This is a genomic window from Arthrobacter sp. cf158, from assembly GCF_900106835.1.
Lineage (GTDB): Bacteria > Actinomycetota > Actinomycetes > Actinomycetales > Micrococcaceae > Arthrobacter.
In genome coordinates, this window is record NZ_FNNR01000003.1 from 161,974 (window position 1) to 176,518 (window position 14,545).

The 14,545-nt window shown below is 62.3% G+C and carries 14 protein-coding genes; 9 read left to right on the forward strand and 5 right to left on the reverse strand.

The features are described from left to right. Positions 1-4: 4 nt before the first annotated feature. The 4 genes from BLW08_RS06770 to holA all read left to right on the forward strand — a co-directional run bounded on the left by BLW08_RS06770 (position 5) and on the right by holA (position 4,590). Positions 5-1,039, forward strand: coding sequence for a DegV family protein (locus tag BLW08_RS06770; RefSeq protein ID WP_091324501.1), 1,035 nt, complete (start codon positions 5-7; stop codon positions 1,037-1,039). A gap of 74 nt (positions 1,040-1,113) precedes the next feature. After that, on the forward strand, positions 1,114-1,944 hold the full coding sequence (locus BLW08_RS06775) for a helix-hairpin-helix domain-containing protein (protein ID WP_090821623.1): 831 nt from the start codon (positions 1,114-1,116) through the stop codon (positions 1,942-1,944). Next, positions 1,937-3,655, forward strand: coding sequence for a ComEC/Rec2 family competence protein (locus BLW08_RS06780; protein WP_091324040.1), 1,719 nt, complete (start codon positions 1,937-1,939; stop codon positions 3,653-3,655). Before BLW08_RS06775 ends, BLW08_RS06780 begins: the two co-directional genes overlap by 8 nt. After that, entirely contained in the window at positions 3,574-4,590 is a 1,017-nt protein-coding gene (holA, locus tag BLW08_RS06785) for a DNA polymerase III subunit delta (RefSeq protein ID WP_091324042.1), read from the forward strand. Before BLW08_RS06780 ends, holA begins: the two co-directional genes overlap by 82 nt. 122 nt (positions 4,591-4,712) lie before the next feature. Here holA and rpsT read toward each other — a convergent pair whose 3' ends face one another. Next, the gene (gene rpsT / locus BLW08_RS06790) at positions 4,713-4,973 is read right to left on the reverse strand and encodes a 30S ribosomal protein S20 (RefSeq protein WP_011774926.1); all 261 of its coding nucleotides are present in this window, start codon (positions 4,971-4,973) and stop codon (positions 4,713-4,715) included. 167 nt (positions 4,974-5,140) lie between these two features. Next, positions 5,141-5,677: a type II toxin-antitoxin system PemK/MazF family toxin gene (locus BLW08_RS06795; RefSeq protein WP_090821618.1), complete on the reverse strand. Its 537-nt coding sequence runs from the start codon at positions 5,675-5,677 to the stop codon at positions 5,141-5,143. Between the two features lie 159 nt (positions 5,678-5,836). On the opposite strand from BLW08_RS06795, the gene lepA reads away from it, so the two are divergent. Continuing rightward, positions 5,837-7,690 (forward strand): translation elongation factor 4, encoded by a 1,854-nt coding sequence (gene lepA / locus BLW08_RS06800; protein ID WP_175538605.1) that lies wholly within the window; start codon positions 5,837-5,839, stop codon positions 7,688-7,690. Then, a complete protein-coding gene (hemW, locus tag BLW08_RS06805; protein WP_090821616.1) occupies positions 7,691-8,920 on the forward strand; it encodes a radical SAM family heme chaperone HemW in 1,230 nt (409 codons plus the stop codon). Positions 8,921-8,998: 78 nt separating this feature from the next. Here hemW and BLW08_RS06810 read toward each other — a convergent pair whose 3' ends face one another. Continuing rightward, entirely contained in the window at positions 8,999-9,412 is a 414-nt protein-coding gene (locus BLW08_RS06810) for a DUF4870 domain-containing protein (protein WP_090821614.1), read from the reverse strand. Between the two features lie 121 nt (positions 9,413-9,533). Continuing rightward, positions 9,534-10,385, reverse strand: a complete 852-nt coding sequence (locus BLW08_RS06815; protein ID WP_091324046.1) for a DUF3097 domain-containing protein — start codon at positions 10,383-10,385, stop codon at positions 9,534-9,536. Positions 10,386-10,612: 227 nt separating this feature from the next. Here BLW08_RS06815 and hrcA point away from each other — a divergent pair, with 227 nt between their 5' ends. The 3 genes from hrcA to BLW08_RS06830 are packed head-to-tail and all read left to right on the forward strand — an operon-like array spanning position 10,613 to position 13,574. Continuing rightward, positions 10,613-11,620 (forward strand): heat-inducible transcriptional repressor HrcA, encoded by a 1,008-nt coding sequence (gene hrcA / locus BLW08_RS06820; protein WP_090821610.1) that lies wholly within the window; start codon positions 10,613-10,615, stop codon positions 11,618-11,620. A gap of 50 nt (positions 11,621-11,670) precedes the next feature. Then, positions 11,671-12,798 (forward strand): molecular chaperone DnaJ, encoded by a 1,128-nt coding sequence (gene dnaJ / locus BLW08_RS06825; protein ID WP_091324048.1) that lies wholly within the window; start codon positions 11,671-11,673, stop codon positions 12,796-12,798. Positions 12,799-12,800: 2 nt separating this feature from the next. Beyond that, positions 12,801-13,574, forward strand: a complete 774-nt coding sequence (locus tag BLW08_RS06830) for a 16S rRNA (uracil(1498)-N(3))-methyltransferase (RefSeq protein ID WP_091324049.1) — start codon at positions 12,801-12,803, stop codon at positions 13,572-13,574. Positions 13,575-13,580: 6 nt separating this feature from the next. On the opposite strand, the gene BLW08_RS06835 is transcribed toward BLW08_RS06830, so the two are convergent. After that, complete coding sequence (locus BLW08_RS06835) at positions 13,581-14,468, reverse strand: GerMN domain-containing protein (protein WP_254779744.1); 888 nt, start codon at positions 14,466-14,468, stop codon at positions 13,581-13,583. Positions 14,469-14,545 lie beyond the last annotated feature (77 nt).

A 14,545-nucleotide genomic window follows, 5' to 3' on the forward strand; every position in this document is an offset into this window, starting at 1 on the left:
GATGGTGCGGCCGCCGGCACTGTGCCGGCGGCCTGCCATCATCTTTGGAGGTTGCGTGCCTGAGCGAGAACCACCCGCATGGATATGGCTTAAGGAACGAGTTGCCCGCCTCCGACAGCCCACTGCGCCGGTTCCTGTCGCTGACCAGCCGCTGGCCGCCGTCGTCAAGACCGCAGTGGTCACCGATTCTGCGGCTGCACTGCCAACCGACTGGGTGTCCGCCTTTACAGCCGATGGGCGCCTTGCCGTCGTTCCCATGCCTGTCATGGTGGGCAACGAAATCTACGGTGAAGGTGAAGACGACATCACCCAAACCCTGGCGCTGGCTTTGGCCTCGGGCGCGTCGGTGAAAACATCCCGCCCCTCGCCCGGTCAGTTTGAGCAGGCGTATCTTGCTGCCCAACGTCGCGGCTTCGAGTCCGTGGTGTCCATCCACATATCTTCAGAGCTGTCCGGGACCGCTGATGCGGCACGCCTTGCTGCTGCCCGCGTCACCATACCGGTGGAAGTTGTGGACTCACTCACCGTCGGAATGGCGCAGGGCATGGGAGTACAGAGTGCCGTGGTGGCTGCGGCTGATGGTCAGGACGCCGCAGAAGTACGGGGTTTTGCCGAGCGGCGCATGGAACGGACCAAGGTCTACTTCTACGTACCCAGCCTGGAACAGTTGAGGCGTGGCGGACGAATCGGGGCGGCGGCGTCACTTCTGGGGACGGTCCTCGCCATCAAGCCCATTCTGGCAGTCGACGGCGGAAAGATCGTCCCGCTCGAAAAGGTTCGGTCCGCTGCGCGCGCCGTGGCCCGCCTCGAGGAGATCGTTGCAGCGGACGTCGCCTCCAGACCTGCGGGCCAGCAGCGATTGGCGGTTCACCATTTTGGCAACCAGATGGAGGCCGAGGCTTTGGCTGCCCGGCTTAATGAGAAATGTCCGGACTGCCCGGCACCCCAAATCAGCGCGCTCCCGGCTGTCCTGGCGGCGCATGCCGGACTTGGTGTTCTTGCAGTCATCGTAGGGGAGAGCAGTACTCCAACCGGCTGATCCGTCGTTTGCCCTTTTCCACATAGCTCACTTCTTACGCGCCGTAATGGCAGCAGCAACCATAGGCTCGTTCCATGCCACGTCGGAACCGGGACGCTGCCCCAGATGCCGCAGCACAGGCGGTCCGGCAGCGGTTTGCTTCCCGGATGGGCACGGACACCACGGAAACTTCGCTATTACAGTTGCCCGTTGAGCCTGATCAGGCGCCGGATGACTCGTGCTCCGAATCCCAGGCGCGCAGTGCGCGGACGCGGTGGAGAACCCCCTGGCGGGTTGCGGTGGTGGTGGCCATGGTGGGAGCCGGCATCATGGCCTGGCACGTGTGGCACTCAGCCGCGGAACAACCGACGTCGGAACCTCTGAGCCGCTCAACGTCGTCCAGCCCGGGGCCACCGGATCAATCATCATCCCCGCAGCCGGTGGCCACGGACGCTGAAGCGAGTACCAAACTGCTCGTCCACGTAGCGGGCGCCGTGCAGAAACCCGGAGTGGTTTCGTTGCCGCCCGGCAGCCGCGTTTTCCAAGCCATAGATGCTGCCGGGGGTGCCACAACCAACGCCGAGCTCGGCGGCCTGAACCTCGCTGAAGTTGTCCAGGACGGGGCGAAAGTCCGTGTTCCAGCCTTGGGCGAGGCAGAACAGCCCTCCCCGTCTGCGCCTGCCGGCAGTGCTTCCGGCAGCACCGGCAATTCCACTGGAGGTGGCGCAAAGATCAACATCAACACGGCGTCACTGGAAGAGTTAGGCACGTTGCCCCGCGTGGGGCCAGTGACGGCGCAGAGAATTGTGGACTGGCGAAAAGAACACGGGCAGTTTGCTTCCGTGGACGAACTGGATGCCGTTGATGGCATTGGTCCCAAGCTTATGGAGTCCCTCAAGGACCTTGTGACGGTGCAGGGTGGCTGATGCTCCTGACCAAGCGTCTACCTCCAAGCGGGTGGACGGCAGGCTGGTGCCAGCCGTACTGGTGACGTGGTCCGCGGCCTTGGCTGGCGGTTTCCTGGGCGCTGCCTGGTCCTGGACGTTGGCAGGTGTGTTGGCCGTACTGGGAGTTGCGTTGACAGTGCTGGGCCGGCGCCGGCGGCCCGCAGGGGCACGTGCAAGGACCGTCCCGGCCACCCTTGCGTTGGCGTGCGTGCTGGGAGCTTCGGTGGCAGTCCACTGTGCTGTCACGGCAGGCGGGCGTGAGGAGGGTCCATTGGTTGAGGCTGTGGCAGGCGGGGACGGTGTTGTCATCAAGGTCCTGGTCACTGGCACTCCCGTCGCAGTCCTCACACCGGGCCGCTCAAGTGGAACCCGGTGGAGTGTTCCGGCGAACCTGATTGAGCTCACGTCCGGGGGCACGGTGGTGCGCGGCAACGCAGACCTTGTGGTGGTTGGTGGTGAAGGCTGGCAAGGTGTGCTGCCGGGGCAGAGTGTGAGAACCACGGGCACCCTCAAGGAAGTCCGCCAGGGACAGTCCCAGGCGGCTCTTCTGGCTGCGTCTTCCCCGCCGGTCATCACTGCCTCGGATGTCGATATCCGGGGGTCCGCCGCGTCCCAGCGTCAAAGCTTCGTGACCGCTGCCAAATGGTTGCCGCCGGATGCGGCCGGGCTATTGCCGGGCATGGTCACCGGTGACACCAGCGCGCTTCCGGAAAGCCTTGATGCGGATATGAAGACTACAGGCATGACTCACCTGACTGCCGTCAGCGGGGCCAATTGCAGTCTTGTCCTGGGTGCCTTCATTCTTCTGGCGCGGTGCCTAAAGCTGCCACGACCAGTTGCTGCTGCTTTCGCTGCGGCTGGACTGGCCGCATTTGTGGTGCTGGTGGGCCCCGATGCGAGCGTTCTTCGGGCGGCCGTCATGGGAATCGTTGGACTTGCGGCATTGGTTGGAGGCTTGCGGGGACGCTCCCTGACTTTCCTGTGCCTTGCGTCGCTGCTCCTGTTGTTGGTGGACCCGGCCATGGCAGCCAATGTTGGTTTTCTTTTGTCGGTTCTTGCGACGCTGGGGATTGTGCTGCTGGCCAGACGCCTGACATCGTGGATTCCTGCCATCGTGCCGCGATGGCTGGCGGCCGGGGTGGCTGTGCCATTGTCGGCGCAGCTAGTGTGCGGCCCGGTCATTGTGGCACTTCAGCCGCAGTTCACCCCGTACGCCCTGATCGCCAACGTGGTTGCTGGTCCCTTGGTTGCACCTGTGACCATACTTGGGACGATCGCAGTGCCTCTGACCACAGTCCTTCCTTGGCTGGCGGTGGTGGTGATCGCTATAGCAGGGACATGTGCAGGGGCGGTCGCTGGTGTCGCGAGGCTCTTCGCCCACCTGCCCGGCGCGGCGCTGCCGTGGGCAGAAGGCCCGGTGGGAATCGTGTCCATGGCGATCTGTTCAATGGTGACTGCTTGGTTTGTCTGGGCTGCTCTCCACCCCGCAGGTGTGATGAATCACGTCTTGTCCTTGCACGGTGCCATCGTGGTACTCCTGGAGCGCGTGGCCCCGCCCAGGCATGGCAGACTTGAAGCCTCCAAAGAAACGTCCGGAAGGAACCACCTGTGGCTGCTGCCCAAAACACCCGGGCCAAAAGTGTCGCGGCGAACACCGTCAGCTGGCGGGATGCGGCACCGGCCGCCGTAGTCCTGATCATGGGCCCGGAAGAGTACCTTGGAATCCGGGCCATGGATGGCATCCGCACCCAGGTCCGAACAGCTACCCCGGATGTCGAGCTCAGCCGGCTCAACGCCGGCGCTTACGAGGCAGGGTCTCTGGCGATGACCGTCACGCCGTCACTCTTCGGCGAAGGAAAGCTCATTGAGGTGGAGGGCCTCGAGGCGATGAATGATGCCTTCCTGGCCGACTGTTTGGCTTACCTTCAGCATCCGGACCAGGACGTCGTCCTTGTGTTGCGCCATGCAGGGGGAGTGCGTGGCAAGAAGTTGCTCGACGCCGTGAAGTCCGCTGGCTGGCCCGTCATAGATTGCCAGCCGCTGAAGAAGGACTCGGACAAGACGGCATTTGTTGTCTCTGAATTCAGGGCTGGAGGGCGTCGCATTGAGGGCGAAGCCGTCCAAGCCTTGGTCAATGCCGTAGGTGCCAACCTTTCAGAACTCGCGGCAGCTTGCAGCCAACTCATCGCTGATGCCACCACCGCGGTTACGGCGGAGACCGTGGAACGTTACTACGGCGGCCGGGTGGAAGCCACAGCATTCAAGGTGGCTGATGCTGCCATGGCCGGAAATGGGCCGGTGGCACTGTCCACCCTGCGGCATGCCTTGGCTACCGGAGTCGATCCGGTTCCCCTGGTTGCGGCGTTGGCGGCAAAGCTGCGGACCTTGGCCAAAGTTGCAGGAGCCAATGGTTCACCGGCCAGCATCGCCAAGAACCTCGGCATGCAGCCGTGGCTCGTGGAGCAGGCCCAGCGTGATGTCCGCCGCTGGACGCCGGAGGGCCTGATCCGCTCAATCCAGGTCATTGCGGAAGCGGATGCCCAAGTGAAGGGCGAGTCGCGGGACCCTGTCTATGCAGTGGAGCACGCGGTGACAGTGATTGCCACGTCAGCCAGTCGCCGCTGACACCGGCAAGCGCTGACGCCGGAAAGGGGTAACGCCGTCGCCGGTCACACAGCTTATTAAACCCAAAGGCCGGCACCCAATGGGTGCCGGCCTTTTGATCAGCTCAGTCGAACTGGAAAACCTTAGAGTGCGTTGACCTTCTTGGAGATCGCCGACTTGCGGTTTGCAGCGTTGTTCTTGTGAATAACGCCCTTGCTGACAGCCTTGTCCAGCTTGCGGCTGGCAGCAACAAGTGCAGTTCCAGCAGCATCCTTGTCAGCAGACTCAACGGCGGTGTTGACGGCGCGGATGGCCGTCTTCAGCTCGGACTTGACCGCGTTGTTACGCAGGCGAGCCTTCTCGTTGGTGAGGATGCGCTTCTTCTGGGACTTGATATTAGCCACGTATGAACTCTCTTTTTAATGCGGAAATGGTCTAGAGGGTTTTCAGGTTGGCCATCGACTGAGCGGCGTGGGGATGCCTATGGCAGCCAACCATGAGTGGCCGTCGACCTGCACGGACACACAGCTATAAAGGATAGCAGAAAGTCGAGCGTAACGCCGACCCGCGCTCAGTTCGACGTGAGCCGCGCGGCCAAGGCGCGTGAGACTTCCCTGAATTCGGACTTTCCCAGGACAGCGCCTTCACGCCTGATTGCGTTGGAATCCATGCGAATGACACGGCCTAGGTTGACCTCGCTCGGCCTGCCTTGACGGTCCCAGGGTCCAGAGCCGATGTCCACATAATCACCCGAACGTGCCCCGTTGTCGTGATCTTTGGACGTCAGCATCAGGCCAAGCAGCCACTGCTTGTCCCGTCCAACAAGAAGGACAGGACGGTCTTTGCCCCGGGTGTGATCCTCTTCGTAGGGGACCCAACTCCAGACAATCTCTCCCGGGTCGGGTTGGCCGTCCGGTTTGGGGGAGTAATTGACCTTGACGGGCCCTCTGTAGTCGCCGGGGTAGGGGATTGGTTGATGCTCGACGGCGGTTCGCCGGGTTTGCTGCCTCGGAGCGCCGACGGGCGCGCCGGCTTTGGTGGCGTTGCCTCCCAACGCCTTGAATGTTCGCCGGAGAAGTTTGCCCAGGGGGCGGAAGTCGAAAGCCATGTGACAACGCTACAACTACCCGCTGCGGACGCCTCGTACGCGATGTACGGCGAAGCGCTGGTTCATGGGAGACTAGAGGATCAGATGCGCGGCGTGTTCCGGCTGGCCTATGCCCAGTTCCAGGAATTGCCGTGTGAGTGTCGACAGTAAGGATCCTGCGTGTCTCCCATGGCCCGCACCGCACCGGTGCCCGCCGCAACAGATCCGGCCATCATCCGGAACTTCTGCATCATTGCCCACATTGACCACGGTAAGTCCACCTTGGCCGACCGCATGCTGCAGTACACCGGCGTCGTTAAGCAACGCGACATGAAGGCCCAGTATCTGGACCGCATGGATATCGAACGTGAGCGCGGCATCACCATCAAGTCCCAGGCTGTTCGCATGCCCTGGGAACTCGATGGGAACAGCTATGCGCTGAACATGATCGATACTCCTGGCCACGTCGACTTCACTTATGAAGTCTCCCGTTCCCTTGCGGCCTGTGAAGGCGCAGTGCTGCTGGTTGACGCAGCCCAGGGCATCGAGGCGCAGACCCTCGCCAACCTGTATCTGGCGATGGAAAACAACCTCACCATCATTCCTGTGCTGAACAAGATCGACCTCCCGGCCGCCCAGCCCGAGAAGTACGCGGCCGAACTTGCAAACCTCATTGGTGGCGACCCCGAGGACGTCCTCAAGGTATCCGGCAAAACGGGCGTCGGCGTTGAGGCGCTGCTGGACAAGATTGTCCGCGATCTCCCGGCTCCCGTAGGCGATCCGGATGCTCCCGCCCGGGCCATGATTTTCGACTCCGTCTATGACACTTACCGCGGCGTTGTCACCTACGTCCGTGTGGTGGACGGCATGCTCCATCCGCGTGAACGCATCCAGATGATGTCCACCCGGGCAACACACGAGCTCCTGGAGATTGGTGTGAGCTCGCCGGAGCCAACACCGTCCAAAGGCTTGGGCGTGGGTGAGGTGGGATACCTGATCACAGGCGTGAAGGACGTTCGTCAGTCCAAGGTTGGCGATACCGTCACCAACCTGGCCAAGCCGGCGTCGGAGTCGCTCAGCGGTTATGCCGACGCGAAGCCCATGGTCTTCTCCGGTCTCTATCCCCTGGACGGCACGGATTATCCGGTACTCCGCGACGCCCTCGAAAAGCTGATGCTCAACGACGCCGCGCTGGTGTACGAGCCCGAGACATCTGCAGCCCTGGGCTTCGGCTTCCGCGTAGGGTTCCTCGGATTGCTGCACCTGGAAATCACGCGTGAGCGCCTGGAGCGTGAGTACAACCTTGACCTCATCTCGACGGCTCCCAACGTGGAGTATGAGGTGACACTCGAGGACAAGAAGGTCATCCACGTCACCAACCCCAGCGAGTACCCCACCGGCAAGATCTCAGAGGTCCGCGAGCCGATGGTCTCTGCCACCATCCTGGCGCCCAACGATTTTGTGGGTTCCATCATGGAGCTGTGCCAGAGCCGACGTGGGCAAATGCGGGGCATGGACTACTTGTCCGAGGACCGCGTTGAGCTCCGCTACTGGATCCCGCTGGCCGAGATCGTCTTCGACTTCTTCGACCTCCTGAAATCCAAGACCCGCGGCTACGCTTCGCTGGACTGGAAGGCCGACGGCGAACAGGTCGCAGACCTCGTCAAGGTGGACATTCTCCTGCAGGGTGAACAGGTGGATGCTTTCAGTGCCATCACGCACCGTGACAAGGCTTATGCCTACGGTGTGATGATGACCGGCAAGCTTCGCGAACTCATCCCCAGGCAGCAGTTCGAGGTGCCCATCCAGGCTGCCATCGGATCCCGCATTATTGCCCGCGAGAGCATCCGGGCCATCCGCAAGGACGTTCTTGCCAAGTGCTACGGCGGTGACATCACCCGTAAGCGCAAACTGCTTGAGAAGCAGAAGGAAGGCAAGAAGCGCATGAAGATGGTGGGTCGCGTTGAGGTGCCGCAGGAAGCATTCATCGCAGCCCTGACCACTGACGAGTCCAAGGACAAGGCCAAGAAGTAAATGCCCAGCGTCCTACCTTTGGGCGACCCAGCACCTGCGGATGGCGTCTTGCCGCCGCAGGTGCTGGCCGGCGTCGAGCATCGCAAATTCGGGCTCTACGTGCACATCCCCTTTTGTGCCGTGCGGTGCGGCTACTGCGATTTCAACACCTATACAGCCACGGAACTCGGGGGCGGTGCCTCGCAGGATGCCTACGCCTCCACGGCTATTTCCGAGCTGGACTTCGCGGCAGTAGCCCTTGACGCCTCAGGTTTGCCTCGCCGGCCCCTCAGCACCGTCTTTTTCGGTGGTGGCACCCCCACCCTCCTCCCAGCGGAGGATCTGGCACGGATCCTGCGTGCCGCCGTCGAGCAGTGGGGGCTGGAACCCGGCGCCGAGGTGACCACCGAGGCCAACCCCGATTCCGTCACGCCTGAGTCCTTGAAGGTGTTGGCTGACGCTGGCTTCACCAGGGTCTCGTTTGGCATGCAGTCTGCCGTGCCGCACGTCTTGAAGGTGCTGGACCGGACGCATACGCCAAGCCGCGTACCACTGGTTGTGCAGTGGGCACGTGAGGCTGGACTGGCCGTCAGCCTCGACCTCATTTACGGGACACCGGGGGAGTCCATGGCGGACTGGCAGCTGTCCCTTGAAACCGCACTGTCCTACGGCCCGGACCATATCAGTGCCTATGCGCTGATCGTGGAGGATGGTACCAAGCTGGCTGCCCAGATCAGGCGTGGCGAAGTCCCTGGCATCGATGACGACGACCATGCTGCGAAGTACGAGCTTGCTGACCAGATGATCTCCGAAGCTGGTTTGAGCTGGTACGAGGTCAGCAACTGGTCCAGGACACCCGAGCAGGCTTGCCGGCACAACTTGGCCTACTGGCGCGGTGATGACTGGTGGGGCATTGGGCCGGGTGCGCACTCGCACGTGGGAGGCGTCCGTTGGTGGAACGTCAAGCACCCCACAGCGTATGCATCACGGCTTGGGTCCGGTGGTTCGCCGGCTGCCGGAAGGGAAACGCTCGACGCAGATACCCGGGAAGTCGAGCGCATCATGCTGGAAGCGCGGCTTGGGACAGGTCTGGCAGTAGACGCCCTGGATGCCATCGGACGGCATGCGATGGCCGGGCTGATTGCTGATGAGCTGGTTGACCCAGTGCAGGCGTTCAAGGGTCGCCTTGTCCTGACCCTTAAGGGTCGGCTCCTGGCTGACGCCGTCGTCAGGCGCATACTTCCCGATTAGCGGTGGTTGGCTGAGCGCGTTTCGGCACAGCCGTGTTTCGGCAGAGTCCGGCTTCGGCTCGACCGTGCCGCGTGGAGGCTACTTGATCCAGCGCAGGTTGAGCCGGTAGCGGTGCGGCTGACCATGGTTGACCCGAATTCCTGCGGATACGGAGAAGCACGTCAGGGCAACCCAGATGCCGGTGGCAATCACAGCGAAGATATTGCCCACTACCGGCAGCAGCACGAGGATGTTTGCCAGGACAGCGGCAATAGTGGGAGGCAGCGTGAAATTCAGCGCTTCCTTCGATTCCTGTGCCGTAAACGGTCCCCGGTCGCGGAAGATCAGATAGATAAGCAGGGACGGCAGGCATCCCAAAATGCCGCCGAAGTGCGCCAAAGTAGCCCACTGCCTGTCTTCGCTGGCGGTCAGCGGGAGCGCATTGGCAGGCGCACCATGGTACTGGGGCTGGCCTGCGGCGCTGCCCGGTTCTTCAGGAGCGTTCTCTGCCACGTTGTGTTCCCTTTGCTGTAAAGATGCTGCGGTGTTGCTGTCCCAGAATACCGGCCTTGGCGGGCTTCCCGGGACAAGCACCACGATGACACGTCAGTTGCTGCCGCTTTGGGGGCCCCGGTCAGGGGACTGTGAGGAAGTCGATGACTTCCTCGACGCGGCCCAGCAACGATGCCTCAAGGTCGGCGTAGCTTCGAACCGCTCCGAGGAGCCGTTGCCAGCCCAGGCCGATGTCCTCGGCGGTCTCATGGGGCCAGCCGAAGGCACGGAGAATCCCGGTCTTCCAGTCGATCCCCCGGGGCACCGAAGGCCACGCGTCGATCCCCAGCACCTTAGGCCGGATGGCTTGCCACACGTCAATGTAGGGGTGACCGACGATCAGGACATTTCCGGCAGCTCCTGGCACGGTCATGGCCTCGGCCGCAATGCGGGACTCCTTGGAACCGGCGACGAGGTGGTCCACCAGGATGCCGAGGCGGCGGGCGGGACCTGGATTAAAGGCCGCGATCGCAGATTTCAGGTCGTCCACGCCGTGGAGGGGCTCTACGACGATTCCTTCGACCCGCAGATCGTCGCCCCAGACTTTCTCGACCAGTTCGGCGTCGTGCTTTCCTTCTACCCAGATGCGGCTGGCCTTGGCCACCTGGGCGCGCTGGCCTTGCACCCTGACGGAGCCGGAGGCAGTCCGCCCCGCAGCTGCACCGGAAGCGGGTGGGCGCGCGGCGGGCGGCATCAAACGGATTGCCTGCCCTTCAAGCAAGAAGCCGTATCCGAGCTGGAACGACTTCGTCTTCCCGCGCCTGTCCTCAAGGGAAACAATGTGCATGCCGCCGGTCTTTTCTACGCGCGTGACCTCACCCACCCAGCCCGACTGGACGTCCTCAAGGACCATTCCCCGCTGGACTGGTACCTCTGGGAGTTGGCGTTTGGCAGGAGCGGACAGATCCTGCGGACCCCAATTGTCGAAAGCCAAGGAGTTCCTACCTTTGTGCTGGTTTGTGCCGGGCATCAGATCACCGTGGCTGCTGTTGCCGCCCCACCTGGCTGATCCGGGCGTTGGGCGGTTTCAATGCTAGCAACGGGGTGGCTCATACTAGACTTGTTAGCACTTGGGCATGTTGAGTGCTAAATGCGGTGATCCGTTTGCGGTCCCGCGGTGACCGGTCGGAGTGACCACGGAAGTCGTCAGGAGGTGGAGCAATGAGTGAGCCACGCAAATTGGAAGTGCTGCGGGCCATCGTTGAGGATTACGTGCATTCGAGGGAGCCTGTCGGATCGAAGGCACTCGTCGAGCGGCACCATCTTGGTGTTTCCAGCGCCACCATCAGGAACGACATGGCTGTCCTGGAAGAAGAAGGCCTCATTGCGGCGCCACACACCAGCGCCGGCCGCATTCCAACGGACAAGGGTTACCGGTTGTTCGTTGACCGTATCTCCCAGGTCAAGCCGCTGTCTGCGGCAGAACGCCGCGCGATCCATTCATTGCTTGAGGGGCCCGATGATGTCGATGACATCCTGGAGCGCACAGTAAGGCTTCTGTCGCAACTGACCAACCAAGTGGCCGTCGTTCAATACCCGCACTCCAACAGGGCCCTGGTCCGCCACGTTGAGTTCGTCCTGCTGGCACCCAAGCAAGTGCTTGTCGTCCTGATCGCGGACACCGGCAGTGTTGGCCAGAAAGTCATTGAGGCCGGTTCGGACACGAGCAATGAGGCCTTGATGCTTTTGAGGTCGCGGTTCCTCGGCAACATCGCAGGGACGCAGCTGGCACTCTTGCCGCAGGTACTTCCATCTGTGGTTGCCCTGTGTCCGCCGGAGCTTCGCAGTCTGGCCCAAACACTGGCTCACGGGCTGCAGTCGCTGAGCGACACCAGCCGGGAAGAGCGCATCCTGATGGCCGGCACAGCGAACCTCGCCCGATCCAATGTGGACTTCCCGTTGAGCATTGGTCCGGTCCTGGAGGCGCTTGAGGAACAAGTTGTCATGCTCCGGTTGTTGTCCGACATGGGGGATGACCCCCGTGGCGTCACAGTGAGCATTGGCCGTGAGAACCCCTACGACGGTTTGGCCGAGGCGTCTGTGGTTGCCACAGGCTACGGCTCAGGTGCCAAAGTGGGGATTCTCGGTCCTACAAGGATGGACTATCCCACCACCATGGCCGCGGTTCGCGCAGTGGCCCGTTACCTTTCACGCATTCTCGGCGGCTGAACGCCGGCCCGAGGAAACATTCGCAGTACAACAAGGAAGAGATACCGACTTTGAGCAGCCACTATGACGTTTTGGGAGTCTCTCCGGAAGCCACCGGGGAAGAGATCAAAAAGGCGTACCGCAAGTTGGCGAGGAAACTTCACCCGGACGTCAATCCCGGTGAGGACGTCGCAGAGCAGTTCAAGGCCGTGACCCATGCTTACGAGGTGTTGTCAGACCCCCAGAAGCGCCGCGTTTACGATGCCACGGGCAACGAGAACGGCACTGACAACGGCTTCGGCGGTGGATACTCCGGCCAGGGCTTCGCCTTCCAGGACATCTTCGACACCTTCTTTGGCGGTGGTGGAGGGCATGGCGGACCGGCGTCCCGTGTCCGTCGCGGCCAGGATGCACTCATCAGCGTCCGCATTGACCTCAAGGATGCCGTGTTCGGCGTCAACAAGAAACTTGAAGTGGACACGGCCGTTGTCTGCCCCACGTGCGACGGCAGTTGCTGCCGCCCGGGTACCCACCCGGAACGTTGCGATATTTGTGGCGGCAGCGGCCAGGTTCAGCGTGCGGTCCGCTCCATCCTGGGCCAGGTCATGACCACCGCGCCCTGTGGTTCCTGCGAAGGCTTCGGATCTGTCATCAAGGATCCCTGCAACGAGTGCAATGGACAGGGGCGTATTCGCAGCCGCCGGTCCCTGACCATCAAGGTCCCTGCCGGCGTTGCAACCGGTACACGGATCCAGCTGTCCGGACAGGGCGAGGCGGGGCCAGCGGGTGGCCCTGCAGGCGACCTTTACGTGGAGATCCGGGTCAACAACGATTCCATGTTCATGCGCGAAGGCGATGACCTTCACGCCACGCTGAGCGTGCCCATGACTGCCGCGGCCCTTGGCACGGAACTGAAGCTCGAGACCTTCGATGGCGCGCAGGACATTGATGTGAAGTCCGGCACCCAGTCAGGTGAAATCATCACCCTTCGCGGACTCGGCGTCACTCATCTGCGGGGTTACGGCCGCGGGGACCTCAAAGTGCACCTCCACGTTGAGACACCCACCAAGCTCGACCCCGCCCAGGAAGAATTGTTGCAGCAGCTCGCCAAGCTTCGCGGGGAGCAGTTCACCGAGGGAAAGCTTGTTGCCAGCGGCGGCATGTTCGCCAAGCTGCGGGACAAGCTCGGTAACCTGTAGCGGTGAGCAATCCCGTTTTCTTCGCACCAGTCGGCAGCCTCGGCCATGTGAACCCCGGTTCCACGTTTGTCCTGGAAGGGCCTGAGGCCCGGCACGCCGTCACGGTCAAGCGCCTGGCCGTGGGAGAGCCCGTTGACATCGCTGATGGTAAGGGGGCCAGGCTTACAGGGACAGTTGCCGAAGCGGGGCCTGGCACATTGACGGTCACGGCCTCGGATGTTGTGTTCGAGGATCAACCGGACGTGCGTTTGGTGCTTGTCCAAGCCCTGGCCAAGGGTGATCGCGATGAACTTGCCATTGAGACTGCTACGGAACTCGGAATAGATGCCGTGATTCCGTGGCAGTCGGAGCGCTCGATTGTGCGGTGGAAGGGAGATCGCGCGGCAAAGGCCCATGCCAAGTGGCAGTCTGTGGTCACCGCTGCGGCCAAGCAGGCCCGGCGGGCATGGATACCGGAAGTGCGGCAAATCCTGGATACCGGGGCGCTGGCCAAAGCCGTAGAGAACGCGGATCTGGCCATCATCCTTCATGAAGACGCCAAGAATCCCTTGCGTGCGGTCCTCGAGGAATTGGAGGCGTCCCGTGAAGCGCGTCGCGACGCACCTCGGGAAGTTCTCTTGATTGTGGGGCCGGAGGGCGGAATTTCGCCACGTGAGGTGACGCGTCTCAGCGACGCCGGGGCCGTGACGGCACTCCTGGGTCACCACGTCTTGCGGTCGTCGACGGCGGGTCCCGCCGCCGTCGTTCTCGCCAGCGACGTTTTGGGCCGCTGGTAGAACGAATCAGCCGACGCTGAACAGCCGGGTATCCGTAGTGGCTTCAATGGTCTTGCCGGCATCATCGACCTGCGAGACCTGCAACTCGTACTTGCCGGGCTTCAGCGTTGCACTGAAGGTGAAGACGCCGTACTGTCCAGGCTCGCCGGTCGCCTTCACCTGCCCGGTCAGGAGGCTGGCTTTTTCGCCTTTGCCCGTGTCTTGGAGGATCTGCCAGTTCACGGGTTTGGAACCGTCCGTGCTGCGGCCGTTGAACTTGACCGCACCTGCCGGCAGTGACGTATCTTCCTGCGGGTCAATAATCCACAGGGGTGCCACGAGCGATGCATCGCGCGCCATAGGTTGGCCCAGCTGCACTTGGCCGAACGCCATATAGTCCTTGTGTCCGTCAACCAGGATGACCACCTGGATTTGCTGGCCTGAATTGATCAGGCCGGAGGACGAGGCCGCCGCCGTAGCGGTGTACACCAATTGCTGGATGGCCCGCTGCGCCATCCCTGCATCAAGGTTCGAATTGAAGGCATCACGGGAAATATCGACCGTGATCACGTTCTTCCCGGAGATTGAGGTGGCCAGGCTTGCAGGTTCCTGCCAGGGCGTGAAGAAATCGTGGTCCAGGGGCTTTTGGGCCATCATGATCCGCAGCGCAGTTGTCACGGGATTTCCGTCGCCGGAGATGTCCCTGAACTCACGGTAGAGGTAGACCTCTTCCTTGCTCCGCCCGATCCAATACACGGGAATCTTGGTGGAGGCCTGGGTCGTTTCCAGGGGAGCATTGCTTGCAGGTGCGTCCTGGACGGTCAGAGACGGCGGCCCTGACGTAGCTGGAGCGCCCTCGCCATTGGCGATGCATCCGGTGAGGAAGAGGACAGCAAACATCGCAGGCACGGCCATTGCGGATTTTTTCCGTTGGCGCGCGCCTTTAGCGTTGTTGGCTGAATCCTTGATGGAGTTTCCTGTCCTGAAGTTCA

What these genes read in the sequence shown, in the direction of transcription:
- hemW (WP_090821616.1), top strand. Translation starts at nt 7,691, where the DNA reads ATGCCCAGCGTCCTACCTTTGGGCGACCCAGCACCTGCGGATGGCGTC.
- BLW08_RS06775 (WP_090821623.1), top strand. Translation starts at nt 1,114, where the DNA reads ATGCCACGTCGGAACCGGGACGCTGCCCCAGATGCCGCAGCACAGGCG.
- BLW08_RS06795 (WP_090821618.1), bottom strand. Translation starts at nt 5,677, where the DNA reads ATGGCTTTCGACTTCCGCCCCCTGGGCAAACTTCTCCGGCGAACATTC.
- BLW08_RS06835 (WP_254779744.1), bottom strand. Translation starts at nt 14,468, where the DNA reads ATGGCCGTGCCTGCGATGTTTGCTGTCCTCTTCCTCACCGGATGCATC.
- hrcA (WP_090821610.1), top strand. Translation starts at nt 10,613, where the DNA reads ATGAGTGAGCCACGCAAATTGGAAGTGCTGCGGGCCATCGTTGAGGAT.